Source organism: Paeniglutamicibacter sulfureus, assembly GCF_030512175.1.
GTDB lineage: Bacteria > Actinomycetota > Actinomycetes > Actinomycetales > Micrococcaceae > Paeniglutamicibacter > Paeniglutamicibacter sulfureus.
Genome location: NZ_JAULBL010000001.1, coordinates 677217 through 692392 on the forward strand (window position 1 = coordinate 677217; position 15176 = coordinate 692392).

The window sequence follows — 15176 nt, forward strand, 5'->3', positions numbered from 1 at the left end:
GGGGAAAGTTCGCTCTGGCTCACGCGAAGTCTCCTTCCATGTCGTCGGGGGAATCCTTGTGGGCGCTTTCGGCTTCGGTCGGCGAGACGCCGGCCATCATCAGGCCCAGGACATCTCGCGGGGTGTCCGCATCCACGATGCCGATGAGCCTGCCCTTGTAGATCACGGCGATGCGGTCGGCGAGCTGGAGCACCTCGTCGAGTTCGGTGGACACGATCATCACCGGGGTGCCGCCGTCGCGTTCGGCAAGGATGCGCCGGTGCAGGAATTCGATGGAGCCCACGTCGACACCGCGGGTGGGCTGGGAGGCGATGAAAAGACGCAGCGGGCGGGAGAGCTCGCGGGCCATCACGACCTTTTGCTGGTTGCCGCCCGAGAGGGAGGAAGCCAGGTTCTCGGCCGATGGGGTGCGCACATCGAACTCGGCGACCCGGGACGCCGCATTCTTCGCGACCTGGGCCGGGCGCATCGAGATGCCCTTGGCGAAGGGTGCCTTGTCGTAGAGGTCCAGGACCAGGTTTTCGGCAATGCTGAAATCCGAAACCAACCCATCGGCGGTGCGGTCCTCGGGAACGAAGCCGATGCCCGCGCCCAGGACCTGCTTGACGCTGCGACCCAGCAGTTCCTTGCCCTCCAGGGTGATGGAGCCGGAGACCCGGTCCTGGATGCCAAGGATCGCCTCGGTGAGTTCGGTTTGTCCGTTGCCCTGGACCCCGGCGATGGCCAGAATCTCGCCGCGGCGGATCTCGAAGCTCAGGTCATCGACCACGTGTTGGCCGGTGATGGAGGTGACGGTGAGGTTCTTGACCTTGAAGGTCGCCTCGCCCGGGTTGGCCGGGTCCTTGTCCATGGTGAGCTTGACCTCGCGGCCGACCATCATCGAGGCCAGCTCGGTGGTCTCGGCATCCGGTGCGGCATCGCCCACGACGCGGCCGCGGCGGATCACGGTGATGACGTCCGAGACGGCCTTGACCTCGCGCAGCTTGTGCGAGATGAAGACGATGGAGGTGCCGTTGGCCTTGAGCTGGCGCATGATGTCCAGCAGCTCGTCCGTTTCCTGCGGGGTCAGCACGGCCGTGGGCTCGTCGAGGATCAGCACCTCGGCGTTGCGCACCAGGGCCTTGATGATCTCCACGCGCTGCTGCACGCCCACCGGCAGGTCCTCGACCAGCGCGTCGGGGTCGACGTGGAATCCGTATTTGTCGGAAATTTCCCGGATCTTTTTCCGGGTGACCTCCAGGTCAAGGAAGCCGCCGCCCTTGGTGGACTCTGCCCCCAGGGCGACGTTTTCGGCCACGGTGAAGACAGGGACCAGCATGAAGTGCTGGTGCACCATGCCGATGCCCGCGGCCATGGCATCGCCGGGGCCGCGGAAGGTCACCGGTTTGCCGTCCACCAGGATGCGTCCGGCCGTCGGTTCGTAGAGGCCGTAGAGCACGTTCATCAACGTCGACTTGCCGGCACCGTTTTCGCCGAGCAGGCAGTGGATCTGCCCTTCGTCGACGACGAGGTCGATGTCCTCGTTGGCGTAGAACGATCCAAAAGCCTTTGAAATTCCTTGGAGTTCGAGTTTCACGACACCACCATTCTTGCTTGTCAGATAGCGGTGGTGGCCCCAATGGGGCCATCCCTCCGCATTGCCCGTGCCAGCTGGTTCCAAGACTATGCAGGCCAACGGCGCACCGCCAGCCCCCACTGCCACCTCCACGTGTTGCGGGAGGTGCAAGGGGGCAGGCAGCGCGCCGTGTGGTGCGGTGTCCGGAACCCGCCGGATATGCGGGGTGCTAGGCCTTCGGGCTGGCCTGCGATTCGACCTTGATCGAACCGTCGATGATTCCGGCCTTCAGGGCCTCGAGCTCGGCCTTGGTCTCGGCCGAGACCTCGGAGTCGAAGTCGTGGAACGGAGCCAGCGCGACGCCGGTGTTCTCCAGGGTGCCCACGTATGCCTCAGAATCGAAGGTGCCGGCCTGGTCCTCGGTGATGACCTGCTCCACCGCGGTGTCCATGGTCTTGATGACCGAGGTCAGCATGATGTCCTTGTAGTCCGGTGCGGTGAGGTAGCCGTCGGAGTCGACCCACACCAGCAGGGCGTCCTTGCCCGCTGCGTTGGCTTCCTTCACGGCCGCACCGGCGCCCTTGCCGACCGGGCCTGCCACGGGCATGACGATGTCGGCGCCCTGGTCGAGGAAGTTCTTGGTGACCTGCTTGCCCTTGTCCTGCTTCTCGAAGTCGCCGGTGAAGGTGCCGTCCTGCTTGTCCTTGTCCCAGCCCAGCAGCTTCACGTTCTCGTTCTTGTCGGCGTTGAACTTGTCGACGCCGTCGGCAAATCCGTCCATGAAGATGGTCACGGTCGGGATCTTGATGCCGCCGAAGGTGGCGACGGTTCCGGTCTTGGACTGGGCCGCAGCCACGTAGCCGGCCAGGTAGGCAGCCTGGGCCGTGTCGTAAATAATCGGCTTCACGTTTTCGATCGGCTCGTCGTAGGCGAAGTCGACGATAGCGAAGTGCTTGTCGGGGTTGGCCTCGGCAGCTGCCTTGGTGGCATCGCCGAGCAGGAAGCCAACCGTGATGGTGAGGTTGCAGCCCGCCCCCATCATGCCGTTGAGGTTGGTGGCGAAGTCGGAGTTGGCCTTGGACTCGGCGGTCTTCGGCGTGAAGCCCAGCGCCTCAGCGGCCTTGCTCAGGCCGCGGAAGGAAGATTCGTTGAAGGACTGGTCGTCGAATCCGCCGGAGTCGGAAACGATGCAGCCCAAGTAGTCCGATGCCGCGTCCGGGCCGCCGTTGCCTTCCTCGGGGGCAGCGCCACAGGCCGTCAGGACGAGTGCAGAAATGCCGAGCACGGCAGCAGCCATACCGGTCTTGCGCTTGATGTTGCGCATAGGGAGTTCCTCCATATAGTTACGAGCTACAAGTACCGTGGCCCGGATTCCCGGGGCTACCCGGCAAAGAATCCATGCCCACGATTGGTGGGGCACTGCCGCCGGCAACTTGCCGCGCCGGCATGAATCCACTGCTTCCCACGACGACCCGGGCCCCCACGATTGTGAGCGGGACGCGTTCGGAAGGAACGGCTTCACAACCACATAGCCTAACCTGTAAAACGCTTGACGCATTATGGAAGAAGGTTACAACCAGATAACGCTACGGATCGGACCTACTCCTCGGTAGCCAACCTCAGCTGTTCGATGGCCCGGAGGGCTGCCGAGGCCATGACCGTCACGCCCACCTCGATGGCCGATTCGTCGGGAATGTAGTCCCCGCGGTGCAGGTCGTAGTTTTCCCCGCCCCGGGTTCGCGTGCCCAGGCGCATCATGGCGCCGGGCACCTTGCTGGTCATCCAGGCGAAATCCTCCCCTCCCATGGATTGCGGGGTGAGCACGATGGATCCGGAACCGAACTCGGCGCGCGCCGAATCCTCAATGAGATCGGTCTCCTCTTCGGTGTTGATCACCGGGGGGACGCCGCGGATGTGCTCGAGCTTGACCTCGACCCCGTAGGGGCTGGCCACCTGGCGCACCACTTCGTCCAGTAGGTCCCCGGCACCCTTCCACGCTTCCCCGTCGAGGCAGCGCATTGTTCCGGCCAAATAGCCGGTGGCAGGGATCGCGTTGGGAGCGCTGCCGGCATGGATTTGGCCCCAGACCACGGAGACCGCGCTGCGCACGTCGATGCGCCGGCCCAGGACAGCTGGCACGTTCGTGGCGATCTGGCTCATCGCGAAGACCAGGTCCTCGGTCAGGTGCGGGCGGGAGGTGTGCCCGCCGCGGCCGACGAGTTCGATCTTGATGGTGTCGGACGCGCTGGTGATCGCGCCGATTCGGGTGCCGATCTTTCCGGCGTCGATGCGCGGCTCGCAGTGCAAGGCCACGATGCGCGGGACGTCGTCCAAGACGCCGGCGGCAATAACGTTCAGTGCGCCGCCTGGCATCTTTTCCTCGGCGGGCTGGAAGATCACGCGGATCCTCGCGCCCAGCGGCGACTGGTCGTCGATGGCCTTGAGCACTTTGGCAACCCCGAGCATCACGGTGGTGTGGATGTCGTGGCCGCAGGCATGCGCAACCCCGTCCACCACCGAGGCGTAGTCCAGGCCCGTCTCCTCCAGGATCGGCAGCGCATCGATGTCCGCGCGCAGCGCCAGGGCGATGGGCCCCTCGCCGATGTCTACGTACGCGCCGGTGTCCTCCAGTGCGACAGGGGCCAAGCCCACCTCGCGCAGCCGGGTGAGGATCCGTTCGGTCGTCTTGTATTCCACGAACGAGAGCTCCGGATTCGCATGGACCTCTCGACGGAATGCCACCAGCTCGCCAACCATGGGCTTCACCCAGGGCTTGACGGAGGGGATCTTCAGGTCTTCATTCATACTCGTGCGCACCTTACCGACAATACGCGCTGGGACCTGAGCTTGCGCTGTTCGCTTCCAATTGTTGCCTCGCTCACTTTCGCCTCCTTTTCAATGCGGACGCTGATGCGCAACCGTTTTCGCCGAATGAAAATGCCCCGCGGCAAACGCTTCTTCAGCACTGCCGCGGGGCATCGGAAGGTGCCGGTGGCTTCCGGCCCCTGCACCTACAGCACGTCGACGGCGCCCTCGGCCTTGAGCTTTTCCACGGTGCCCTTCACCGACTGGGCATGTTCCTTGGTGGTGACCAGCAGCGCGTCGGGAGTGTCCACCACGACCACGTCGTGGATGCCGATCAGGGCAATCACGCGCTTGGAGTCGGTGACCACCACGCCGGTCGCGTTGTCCGAGTACACGCGCGGGTTCGCGCCCACCACGGTGACGCCTGTCTTCTCGCTGGCCGGATTCAGCCGGCCGATGGCGGCAAAGTCTCCGACGTCGTCCCAGTTGAACACCCCGGGAATCACGGCCACGTCCCCGGCCGCGGCGGCAGGCTCGGCCACTGCGTAGTCGATGGCGATCTTGGGCAGCGTTGGCCAGATCCGGTCCATGGTCGCCACGCGATCGCCGGTTTCCCAGGCGGCTGCGATTTCCATGAGGCCGGCGTGCAGCTCCGGCTGGCTGCGCTGCAGGTGCTCGAGCATCAGAGACACCGGGGCCACGAACATTCCTGCGTTCCACAGGTAGCCGCCGTCGGCGAGGTAGCGGCGGGCGGTGTCCTCGTCGGGCTTCTCCACGAACTCGACCACGTCGCGCGCGGTGGGTGCGCCGGAGATGTCCATGCGCTCCCCGGCCCGGATGTAGCCGAAGCCGGTGGACGGCAGGGTCGGACGGATGCCGATGGTGACGATCTTGCCGGTGGCAGCGGTGTGGATCGCCTCGCGCACGGCCTCCTGGAAGACCTCCACCGGGACGATGACCTGGTCCGCGGCGAAGGAACCCATGATGGTTTCCGGGTTGCGCAGGTACAGGATCGCCGCGGCCAGGCCGATGGCTGCCGCGGAGTCCTTGGGATCCGGCTCAAGGACCAGGTTCAGGTCGCCGAGCTCCGGCAATTGCGCCAGCACCGCGGTGCGGTGCGCGCGACCGGTGACCACCATGATGTTGTCGCCCGCCAGCGGGATCAACCGCTCGTAGGTGGCCCGAATCAGTGTTGATCCGGAGCCGGTCAGGTCGTGGAGGAATTTCGGGGCGGCGGCGCGCGAGAGCGGCCACAGACGGGTGCCGACACCACCTGCAGGGATGACCCCGTGGAATCGTGCCATGAGTTCAGCGTTCATCCGACTAAGGCTAATGGATGAACCTCGGGAAAGCGGTGCCGGCCCCCATGAAATACAGCATTGGAATCTAATGTATTTCGCGCATTTCCCGGATGTTTAGCCGATCAGCCCCGTGTTCCGGTGAGGCTACTCACACGGATAGCCGAAAGAATGGGCACCCTTGTCGATGGTGGTCTAAGATCGGGCAAGGAACGCTCGCACCAAGGCGTCAATTTATTGTGTGGAAAATACACATGCGCCCTTGCGAGTCATGGAGGTTAATTCAGTGTCGAAGGCTTCGTCAGGCACCCTCTACCGCGGCCATGAAGGCATGTGGTCTTGGGTGGGGCACCGCGTAACGGGTGTCGTAATATTCTTATTCCTTTTGGTACACGTGCTCGATACGTCCCTGGTCCGGGTCTCCCCCGGCGCCTACGACGCGGTCATGTCCACGTACAAGAACCCGCTGATGGCCCTGGGTGAAACCGCCCTCGTCGCTGCCATCGTCTTCCACGCGTTCAACGGCTTGCGCCTGATCCTGGTCGACTTCTGGAAGTCGGGAACCAAGTACCACCGCCAGATGCTCTGGGGCGTTTTGGCCCTCTGGGTCATCACCATGGTGGCATTCTCCATCCGCCACCTGTCACTCGCCTTTGGAGGTCACTAACCCATGTCGGCAGAAATCGCTGCACCCCGCAGCCAACGCATCGATCCGAAGTACAACCGCGCCCGCAAGTCGCGCGGCAGCTTCGAAATGGTCGCATGGCTCTTCATGCGCCTCTCCGGCGTCGCACTGGTCGTCTTGATCTTCGGACACCTCTTTGCGAACCTCATGGTCGGCGACGGCATCAACGCCATCGACTTCGGCTTCGTCGCCGGCAAGTGGGCCGATCCGGTCTGGCAGTTCTGGGACCTGGCAATGCTCTGGCTGGCCATGCTCCACGGCACCAACGGCGTGCGCACCATCATCAATGACTACGCCGAGAAGCCTGCCACCCGCGTGTGGCTCAAGGGCATCCTCTACGTTGCGACCATTGTCATCGTCGTCATGGGCACCCTGGTGATCTTCACCTTCGATCCCTGCATCGCCGGTAACACCATCGCGGCTTGCCAGTAATCTTCGGCTCCCCGTTCGTTCGCTGAAGCAGAGAATTCAAGAAAAGAGAGCATCAGGTATGCAGGTACACAAGTACGACGTCGTGATCGTCGGAGCAGGCGGCGCAGGCATGCGCGCGGCCATTGAATCCGGCCAGCGCGCACGTACGGCCGTTCTCACCAAGCTTTACCCAACCCGCTCGCACACCGGTGCGGCACAGGGTGGCATGTGTGCGGCCTTGGCCAACGTAGAAGAAGATAACTGGGAATGGCACACCTTTGACACCGTCAAGGGCGGGGACTACCTGGTTGACCAAGACGCAGCCGAGGTCATGGCGAAGGAAGCCATCGACGCTGTGCTCGACCTGGAAAAGATGGGTCTTCCGTTCAACCGAACCCCGGAAGGCAAGATCGACCAGCGCCGCTTCGGCGGCCACACCCGCGACCACGGCAAGGCCGCCGTGCGCCGCGCGTGCTATGCAGCCGACCGCACCGGACACATGATCCTGCAGACGCTGTACCAAAACTGCGTCAAGCACAACGTTGAGTTCTACAACGAGTACTACGTCCTGGACATGCTCATGGTTGAGGAGGATGCCTTCCGCGAGGACGGCACCGCCTACAAGCAGAAGCGCGTTGCAGGCGTGGTTTCCTACGACCTGGCCACCGGCGAACTCCACGTCTTCCAGGCCAAGTCCGTCATCTTCGCCACCGGCGGCGCCGGCAAGGTCTTCAAGACCACCTCGAACGCCCACACCCTGACCGGCGACGGCATGGGCATCGCCTTCCGCAAGGGCATCCCGCTCGAGGACATGGAATTCGTGCAGTTCCACCCGACCGGCCTGGCCGGCCTGGGCATTCTGCTCTCCGAAGCAGCCCGTGGCGAAGGCGCCATCCTGCGAAACTCGGAAGGTGAGCGCTTCATGGAGCGCTACGCCCCCACCATCAAGGACCTCGCACCGCGTGACATCGTCGCCCGGTCGATGGCCAACGAGGTGCGCGAAGGCCGCGGCTGTGGCCCGAACAAGGACTACGTGCTGCTCGACCTGACCCACCTGGAGCCGGCACACATCGATGCCAAGCTCCCGGACATCACCGAGTTCGCCCGCACCTACCTGGGCGTGGAGCCGTACACCGAGCCGGTGCCGGTCTTCCCGACCGCGCACTACGTCATGGGCGGCATCCCTACCAACATCGAAGCCGAGGTCCTCCAGGACAACGACACCGTGATCCCGGGCCTCTTCGCCGCCGGCGAGGTTGCCTGCGTTTCGGTGCACGGATCCAACCGCCTGGGCACCAACTCGCTGCTGGACATCAACGTGTTCGGCAAGCGCGCCGGCATCTCCGCTGCCAAGTACGCCCTGGGCGCCGAGTTCGTTGAGCTTCCAGAGGATCCGGAGGCATTCACTGCCAACCAGATCGATGCCATGATCAACTCCACCGGAACCGAGCGCGTTGCCGTCTTGCGCAAGGAACTGCAGGACATCATGGACGCCAACGTCCAGGTGTTCCGCGACAAGGACTCGATGAACCGTGCACTCGTGGTCATTGAGGAACTGCGCGAGCGCTACAAGAACGTCTCGGTCCAGGACAAGGGCAAGCGATTCAACCTCGACCTGCTTGAGGCCATCGAGCTTGGCTTCCTGCTGGACATGGCCGAGGTCATGACCGCGGCCGCCATGTACCGCAAGGAATCCCGCGGCGGTCACTACCGCGAGGACTTCCCGAACCGCGACGACGAGAACTTCATGAAGCACTCGATGTCCTACCGCGATGCAACGGCCACCACCGAGGGCATTTCCGGCATCCGCATGGAAACCAAGCCCGTCATCTTCACCCGTTACCAGCCGATGGAGCGTAAGTACTAATGAGCACGGAACTTCCGGAACCAGCATCGAAGATTGAGCTGAAGCCAGGTGTTGGCGGCGGCGGAGAAATCCCGCAGTTCAACATCACCTTGCGCGTCCGCCGGTACCTGCCGGAGACCACTGCAGACGCGTACTGGGAAGACTTTGAGCTGACCATGTACGGCACCGACCGCGTGCTGGATGCCCTGCACAAGGTCAAGTGGGACCACGACGGTTCGCTGTCCTTCCGCCGTTCCTGCGCCCACGGCGTCTGCGGCTCCGATGCCATGCGCATCAACGGCCGCAACCGCCTGGCCTGCAAGACCCTGCTCAAGGACCTGGACCACTCCAAGCCGATCACCGTTGAAGCCATCAAGGGCCTGCCCCTTGAAAAGGACCTCATCGTCGACATGGAGCCGTTCTTCCAGTCCTACCGCGAGATCATGCCGTTCCTGATCAACAAGGGCCACGAGCCCTCGGCGGAGCGCTACCAGTCGGCAGAGGACCACGCCAAGTTCGAGGACACCACCAAGTGCATCCTCTGCGCCGCGTGCACCTCTTCCTGCCCGGTCTTCTGGACCGATGGCCAGTACTTCGGCCCGGCGGCAATCGTTAACGCACACCGCTTCATCTTCGACTCGCGCGATGATTCGGGCGACATGCGCTTGGAGATCCTGAACGACAAGGAAGGTGTGTGGCGCTGCCGCACCACCTTCAACTGCACCGAAGCATGCCCGCGCGGCATCCAGGTGACCCAGGCAATCGCCGAGGTCAAGCAGGCCATCCTGGCCCGTTCCATCTAGTTTCCAACTAGGCGCCCGTGTGGCCCGGCATCCCTTCGAGGGGAGGCCGGGCCACACTGCTTTAACGCAGTATCTGGGGGTGGGCGGGCGACGGGACGGCCATCCGCGCAGTCCATTCTCATGCCATGGGGCAGGACCCCATGCGCGGGCCCATGTGGGGGTGTCCAGGGAAGGCGGAAGCCCTGCTTTGCCGGTCAGGCGCGTTTGGCGCGAGCGCGTTCCACGTCCGCCGAGCGAACGGCCACGACGGCCGCCGAGAGCAGGTACACGTGTCCGAGCAGGTTGAACCAGACGAACAACCCGAGGATCACGGCAAAGGGCGCCAGCACGGCATTGTTGGTCAAGGAGGCCAGCAGCATGGCGGAGAGGAAGCGCAGGATCGTTGCACCGGCTCCCGCCAGCAGGACGCCACCCGCCAGTCCCCCGTCAATGACCTTGGCCCGTGAAGCCACCCGCAAGAGCACCCATGCGGTGGCGCAATCCAGGCCGAACATCGCCACGACGAAGCCCACCCTGCTCAACGCGTTGGTCCACCACCCATTGAGGTGGAGTACTGCCGACAGGGATTCAACCATCGAGGAACTGGCAATGGCCAAGGTGCTCGAGGCAATCAGGGCCACTGCCAGGACCAGCAACAGCAATGCGTCGCGCAGCTTGGACACCACCGGGTTGGAGCGGTCCCGATGCAGGCCAAGGATGGTGCGGATGCCCTCGCGAAGGCCGGACAGCCAGCCCAACGACGTGAAGACCAAGGCGCCCAGGGAAACGGCAAGGGTGAGCCCGAAACTGCGAAAGCCCAGGAGTTGTTCCGGGTTGGCCAGTCCCCCGTGGCCGGTGTCAAGCAGTCCGGGTGTGCCGGCCGCGACCATGGCGATCACGCCGTCGCGCAGCACCGGGTTCTCGCTGGCAAACATTCCCAGCACGGCGAACCCCGCCACGAGCATCGCGGCGATCGAGAAGAACATCCGGTACGCGCTGCCGGCGGCCAGCAACGGTCCGCGGCGCCTGACGTAGAGGTTCCAGACCCTCAGGGGGTAGAGCGCGTAGAACCTGGCGGTGAGCAGGAGGCAGAAGGCCTTGAACCGCAGCCACGGCGTGCCGGAGGCACGCGCTTGGTAAAGTTCCTGCGCCTTCAGCCGGATGAAGGCGTGAAGTGCCCGCGGGTCCAGAGGGGAAGGCGGGGCCACGACCGGAGCGCCGACAAAGCGGCGGGCCACCACGCCTGGGGCCCGGGTTCCAAGTTCCCCGGCAACGGGGTCAATGGACGTACTCGCCGAAGCGGCCGGCTCAACGTCGTCGGCCGTGTCCCAAGCCGGCGCCGTGGTTCCCTTAGCTCGACGGCCCGCCAAGACCCAGCTCCTCACGAAGCGACCAGGCACCGGTGGCATCGAGGGCAAAGAGACCAATTCTTTGGACCGTGAAGCTCAGGGATTCGCCCTTGAGTTCTTCCTGGGCCAGGTCCATGACAGCCTCTTCGACCTCGTGGGCGATCGTGAGGTGCGGGTGGTAGCCGTAGGCCACCTCGTGCCGCATGGGACCGTCAACCAACGCGTCGTGCAGTTCACTGCACGAATCGGCGCCGTTCTCCACGTTCAGGAACACCACCGGAGTGATGGGCCTAAACGTCCCGGTCCCGCGCAGGCTGACCTCGAAGGGCTCCGCCTGGGCAGCCACCTTGTGAACATGCTCCACCGCGGAATCCCAGTCGGTGGTGGAGCCGGAGACCAGGGTGATGTGTGGGGCGACGGCCGCTGCCGCCACGCCGCCGTAGCGACGGAGCCACGTGCGCAATGCTGCGTCGTGCGGTGCAGGGATCTCAATGACCACCCCGAGGGCCGTCGCCTGCGCGACGTCGGTGCCGGTCGTTTCCCCTGCATTGGTGCCCATTGCTAGCGGATCTCTCCCAGGGGAGCCATGAAGCCAACGCGCTCGTACACGTCTGCCAGCGTCTTGGAGGCAACCTCGCGGGCTTTGAGGGCGCCGGCGGCAAGGAGCGAATCCAACTCTGCCGGGTCCTGGAGCAGTTCAAGGGTCCGGGCCCGCACCGGGGTCAGCGCCTCGACGACCGCCTCCGCCACTGCGACCTTCAGGTGGCCGTACATCTTGCCCTCGAACTCGGTGACCAGCGCCGGGATCGGGGTTCCGGTCACTGCCGAGAGGATCTCCAGCAGGTTCGTGACCCCGGGCTTGTTGGCCCGGTCGTGGGCCACGACGGTGTCGGCGTCGGTGACGGCGGACTTGATGCGCTTGGCCACCAGCTTCGGCTCGTCCAGGATGTTGATCAGGCCGTTGGGGCTGGAGGCGGACTTGGACATCTTGGAGGTCGGGGCCTGCAGGTCGTAGATGCGGGCGCCTTCCTTCTTGATGAAGGCCTCCGGCACCACGAAGGTCTCGCCAAAGCGGTGGTTGAAGCGGGTGGCCAGGTCGCGGGCCAGCTCCACGTGCTGGCGCTGGTCATCGCCCACCGGGACGCCCTGGGGCTGGTACAGGAGGATGTCCGCGGCCATGAGCACCGGGTAGGTGAACAGCCCCACCGACGCGACGTCGGCACCGCCCTTGGAGCTCTTGTCCTTGAACTGCGTCATCCGGCTGGCCTCGCCGAAGCCGGTGATGCAGTTCAGCACCCAGGCAAGCTGCGCGTGCTCGGGCACCTGCGACTGGACGAAGAGCGTTGACTTCTCCAGGTCGATGCCGCCGGCGATGTACTGGGCGGCGGTGACCCGGGTGCGGTTGCGCAAGTCGGCCGGATCCTGCGGCACTGTGATGGCGTGCATGTCCGGGATGAAGAAGAACGCCTCGTAGTCGTCCTGGGCCTTGACCCAGTTGACCAGGGCGCCCAGGTAGTTGCCCAGGTGCAGGGAATCGGCCGAGGGCTGCATGCCCGACAGGACGCGCGGACGGGTGGTGGTGGCCAGTGTTTCGCTCATGCGTGGGGTGGGTCCTTTAAAACTGGTAGTCGACGACCAGCGGAGCGTGGTCGGAGAAGCGCAAATCGTAGGCCGAGGCGCGATCCACATGGGACTTGATGGCCTTCGCCGTGAGGTCTGCGGTGGCCATGTGGTAGTCGATGCGCCACCCGGCATCGTTGTCGAAGGCCTGCCCGCGGAAGGACCACCAGGTGTAAGGGCCCTGTGCGTCGGGGCCGGCCAGTTCGCGGGCCACGTCCTTGTAGCCGATCTCGGCGCCAAAGAATCCGTCGAAGTAGGCGATCTCCTCGTCCATGACACCGGCGCGCTTATTGTGGTTCGGCTTCCAGTTCTTGATGTCCTTCTCGGTGTGCACGACGTTCAAGTCGCCCACCACCAGCACGTGGTCTTTCTCGCTCTTCAGCTCGACCAGGCGCACATTCATGCGCTCGAGGAAGCGGTACTTGTCCACCTGCTTCTGCGTGTTCAGCTCACCGGAGTGCACATAGGCGGAGACAACGCACAGCGTGCTGCCGTCCTCCATGGTGAAGTCCGCTTCCACCCAGCGCCCGGACTCGGCGAAGTACTCCTCGCCGATGTGCCCGCGCACGGCGGTCGGCTCGGCACGCGAAAGCACCGCGACCCCGGCGCGACCCTTGTCCTTGGCCTCGGCGTGCAGAATGTGCCAGCCCTCGCCGACCAGCTCGCGCACGATCGCATCCGGCGCGCGCACCTCCTGCAGGCAGAGGATGTCAGTGTCGCGGGCGTCGATCCAGTCGGCCATGTTGCGCTTGTAGGCAGCACGGATGCCGTTGACGTTCACCGAGGCAACGCGCACCGCACGCTCGGACTTGGCCAGGATCTCTTCTGAGGTAGGTATCACGCCATCCACCTTATCGATATTTGTTCGAGGGGTTGTCCCCGGCACTGCCGGGGTGTCGCCGTGCCGGCGAGGGCTCCGAATATTTAGTCGATGACCTCGCCGGTCATGGGCTCTCCGCGGCCAGAGGGCTTCATCATGTCACGGGCGTTGGAAGCGGTGATCTCAATGGTTTCCAGGGCGCGGTCAACCATGCCCTTGGCATCCTCGCCGCCCTGCGCCCGGTACTCGTTCACCACGCCGACCTGCACCTGAATGATCTTGAAGGAGTGGTCAAGCTTCAGGTCGCGATTCCGCGTTGCCTCGTCCATGACGACGGGGCTGGTGCTTGGACCTCCCTGGCCGCGGGTGGCGGCTGCCGCTGTGGCGGCCTTCAGCTGGGTACTCATCTTCGCCGCACCCCGCTTGAGTCCAAGGACCAGGAACGCCGACAGCAGGAGCCAACCCAAGGAAATCACCACAACGAGCCAGCCGATGACATCGTTCTGGTTCGCTGCGAAGACGACTGCCACCAAGAAGATGGTGACCATGACGGCGAAGGAGAGGGTCGAGGCGTTGATGGTTATTTTTTTGCCCTGCGCGCGGGCCGAGCTACTACCGAGGGGTTCCATGGTTATATTCTCTCAAACACGCAGCGGCAGGACCGAATCCGGGCACGAATTACGCTTGTCAGCTTAATTGCCGAAATCCTGCACTCAAGCCACATACGAGAGAATGGGGACTTGGCGCGGCCAAGGTCGCACGCGCAGATTCGTGGGGAAAAATCGTGGCACTGTCGTTTGGATTTTGGGGCCCGGTAGGCGCAGGCACGCGCATCCTAACCATTCCAAGGGCACTCTTTCTCCCCCGGCCAGGAAATCCCGGCGTTTTCTCACGTTGGCCAGTGCACTGGCCATGGGCACAGTCACCCTGACGGCCCCCAGCTCGTTGGCGGCAGATCCTTGTGCGCCCGGGGCCATCATGATTGTTTGCGAATACTTCCAGCCAGAAGCGGATCCGGACGAATGGGACATCGTGGGCCGGGCGATGCCATCATCCAGGGTTTTGCGACCGGCATCAGCGACTCTGTCGGATCCCGGGTTGATTTCAAGATCGGCACCAACGCCGACGCCTACACCATCGACATCTACCGCACCGGGCGGAACCCGGGGCTCGGTGCCCGCAAGGTCGCCTCGGTGAGCCCCAGTGCGTCGCTGCCGCAGAACCAGCCGGACTGCTGCAACGATATGACCACCGAATTGGTGGACTGCGGAAACTGGGGGGTGTCTGCCAGCTGGAACGTGCCGGTCGATGCGGTATCGGGCGTCTACGTGGCCAAGCTCGACTGGGCCGAGCGCGATAACCAGAGCCACATCACCTTCATTGTTCGCGACGATTCCAGCCAATCCGACGTAGCCTTCCAGACCTCGAATCCTAACGGACACGCCCACAATACGTACGGCGGATCCAGCTTCGACCGGGGCGCAGCCAACGGGCGCGCCCACAAGGTCAGCTACAACCGCCCATTCAACACCGGCGGCGGGATCGAGGCGCGCGACTTCTACTTCGGGAGCGAACACCCGCAGGTGCGGTTCCTCGAGCGCAACGGCTACGTCGTGAGCTACTTCAGCGGAGTCGACACCAAACGCCGCGGAAACCTGTCGACCAACCACACGGCGTTCCTCTCGGTGGGCACGACGATTACTGGCCCTTCAAGCAGTGGGACAACATCGAAGGTGCGCGTGATACCGGGATGAACCTGCAGTTCCTCTCGGGCAACGAAGCCTACAGGCGAACTCGGTACGAGGCCTCGATCACTGACGGCCCTGCCTACCGGACATTGGTCAGCTACAAGGAAACCTGGGCCAACGCCGAGATCGACCCCGACCCGCAGTGGACCGTGACCACCCGGGATCCGCGCATTACCTCGGCGAGCGCCGGTGCAGGACAGCCCGAGAACGCGTTGACCGGTTCCCTGTGATTCGTGAACAACGGCGAATCGCCGTTC

13 protein-coding genes and 1 pseudogene are annotated in these 15176 nt (G+C 64.2%); 5 read left to right on the forward strand and 9 right to left on the reverse strand.

The genetic code is table 11. The annotated features are described in order from the left end of the window. Positions 1-19 precede the first annotated feature (19 nt). The 4 genes from Q2T94_RS02960 to Q2T94_RS02975 form a co-directional block, all read right to left on the reverse strand. A complete protein-coding gene (locus Q2T94_RS02960) occupies positions 20-1576 on the reverse strand; it encodes an ABC transporter ATP-binding protein (RefSeq protein WP_264268289.1) in 1557 nt (518 codons plus the stop codon). Positions 1577-1784: 208 nt separating this feature from the next. Next, a complete protein-coding gene (locus tag Q2T94_RS02965) occupies positions 1785-2879 on the reverse strand; it encodes a BMP family lipoprotein (protein ID WP_302262813.1) in 1095 nt (364 codons plus the stop codon). A 275-nt stretch (positions 2880-3154) separates the two neighbouring features. Continuing rightward, entirely contained in the window at positions 3155-4360 is a 1206-nt protein-coding gene (locus tag Q2T94_RS02970) for an amidohydrolase (protein ID WP_264268291.1), read from the reverse strand. A gap of 206 nt (positions 4361-4566) precedes the next feature. Beyond that, a complete protein-coding gene (locus Q2T94_RS02975; RefSeq protein ID WP_264268292.1) occupies positions 4567-5679 on the reverse strand; it encodes a mannose-1-phosphate guanylyltransferase in 1113 nt (370 codons plus the stop codon). 250 nt (positions 5680-5929) lie between these two features. Between Q2T94_RS02975 and sdhC the strand changes: the two genes are divergently transcribed. Genes sdhC through Q2T94_RS02995 form a run of 4 tightly spaced genes read left to right on the forward strand, consistent with a single transcriptional unit; the run spans position 5930 to position 9403 of the window. Next, positions 5930-6325: a succinate dehydrogenase, cytochrome b556 subunit gene (sdhC, locus tag Q2T94_RS02980; RefSeq protein ID WP_217388615.1), complete on the forward strand. Its 396-nt coding sequence runs from the start codon at positions 5930-5932 to the stop codon at positions 6323-6325. 3 nt (positions 6326-6328) lie between these two features. Then, positions 6329-6775, forward strand: a complete 447-nt coding sequence (locus Q2T94_RS02985; RefSeq protein WP_264268293.1) for a succinate dehydrogenase hydrophobic membrane anchor subunit — start codon at positions 6329-6331, stop codon at positions 6773-6775. 58 nt (positions 6776-6833) lie between these two features. Further along, positions 6834-8621 carry a succinate dehydrogenase flavoprotein subunit gene (gene sdhA / locus Q2T94_RS02990; protein WP_264268294.1) on the forward strand — a complete coding sequence of 596 codons (1788 nt, stop codon included), beginning with the start codon at positions 6834-6836 and terminating at the stop codon, positions 8619-8621. Further along, positions 8621-9403 (forward strand): succinate dehydrogenase iron-sulfur subunit, encoded by a 783-nt coding sequence (locus Q2T94_RS02995; RefSeq protein ID WP_264268295.1) that lies wholly within the window; start codon positions 8621-8623, stop codon positions 9401-9403. The genes sdhA and Q2T94_RS02995 overlap by 1 nt, the downstream gene beginning before the upstream one ends. A gap of 194 nt (positions 9404-9597) precedes the next feature. On the opposite strand, the gene Q2T94_RS03000 is transcribed toward Q2T94_RS02995, so the two are convergent. The 5 genes from Q2T94_RS03000 to Q2T94_RS03020 all read right to left on the reverse strand — a co-directional run bounded on the left by Q2T94_RS03000 (position 9598) and on the right by Q2T94_RS03020 (position 13800). Next, positions 9598-10752, reverse strand: a complete 1155-nt coding sequence (locus tag Q2T94_RS03000; RefSeq protein ID WP_302262815.1) for a YihY/virulence factor BrkB family protein — start codon at positions 10750-10752, stop codon at positions 9598-9600. After that, positions 10733-11290: a 2'-5' RNA ligase family protein gene (locus Q2T94_RS03005; protein WP_264268297.1), complete on the reverse strand. Its 558-nt coding sequence runs from the start codon at positions 11288-11290 to the stop codon at positions 10733-10735. The genes Q2T94_RS03000 and Q2T94_RS03005 overlap by 20 nt, the downstream gene beginning before the upstream one ends. Before the next feature lie 2 nt (positions 11291-11292). Beyond that, the gene (gene trpS / locus Q2T94_RS03010; protein WP_302262816.1) at positions 11293-12330 is read right to left on the reverse strand and encodes a tryptophan--tRNA ligase; all 1038 of its coding nucleotides are present in this window, start codon (positions 12328-12330) and stop codon (positions 11293-11295) included. A 16-nt stretch (positions 12331-12346) separates the two neighbouring features. After that, a complete protein-coding gene (locus tag Q2T94_RS03015; RefSeq protein WP_436836820.1) occupies positions 12347-13093 on the reverse strand; it encodes an exodeoxyribonuclease III in 747 nt (248 codons plus the stop codon). A gap of 182 nt (positions 13094-13275) precedes the next feature. Then, positions 13276-13800, reverse strand: coding sequence for a hypothetical protein (locus Q2T94_RS03020; RefSeq protein ID WP_302262818.1), 525 nt, complete (start codon positions 13798-13800; stop codon positions 13276-13278). A 393-nt stretch (positions 13801-14193) separates the two neighbouring features. Between Q2T94_RS03020 and Q2T94_RS03025 the strand changes: the two are divergent. Beyond that, positions 14194-15149: pseudogene (locus tag Q2T94_RS03025) on the forward strand (N,N-dimethylformamidase beta subunit family domain-containing protein). The last annotated feature ends 27 nt before the right edge of the window (positions 15150-15176 follow it).

Bases quoted from the DNA above. Each gene is read 5' to 3' on its own strand.
- Q2T94_RS02975 (WP_264268292.1), bottom strand. From the start codon at position 5,679: ATGAACGCTGAACTCATGGCACGATTCCACGGGGTCATCCCTGCAGGT.
- Q2T94_RS02985 (WP_264268293.1), top strand. From the start codon at position 6,329: ATGTCGGCAGAAATCGCTGCACCCCGCAGCCAACGCATCGATCCGAAG.
- sdhA (WP_264268294.1), top strand. From the start codon at position 6,834: ATGCAGGTACACAAGTACGACGTCGTGATCGTCGGAGCAGGCGGCGCA.
- trpS (WP_302262816.1), bottom strand. From the start codon at position 12,330: ATGAGCGAAACACTGGCCACCACCACCCGTCCGCGCGTCCTGTCGGGC.
- Q2T94_RS03020 (WP_302262818.1), bottom strand. From the start codon at position 13,800: ATGGAACCCCTCGGTAGTAGCTCGGCCCGCGCGCAGGGCAAAAAAATA.
- Q2T94_RS02965 (WP_302262813.1), bottom strand. From the start codon at position 2,879: ATGCGCAACATCAAGCGCAAGACCGGTATGGCTGCTGCCGTGCTCGGC.
- Q2T94_RS02970 (WP_264268291.1), bottom strand. From the start codon at position 4,360: ATGAATGAAGACCTGAAGATCCCCTCCGTCAAGCCCTGGGTGAAGCCC.
- Q2T94_RS03005 (WP_264268297.1), bottom strand. From the start codon at position 11,290: ATGGGCACCAATGCAGGGGAAACGACCGGCACCGACGTCGCGCAGGCG.
- Q2T94_RS03015 (WP_436836820.1), bottom strand. From the start codon at position 13,093: ATGGCCGACTGGATCGACGCCCGCGACACTGACATCCTCTGCCTGCAG.
- Q2T94_RS02995 (WP_264268295.1), top strand. From the start codon at position 8,621: ATGAGCACGGAACTTCCGGAACCAGCATCGAAGATTGAGCTGAAGCCA.
- sdhC (WP_217388615.1), top strand. From the start codon at position 5,930: ATGGAGGTTAATTCAGTGTCGAAGGCTTCGTCAGGCACCCTCTACCGC.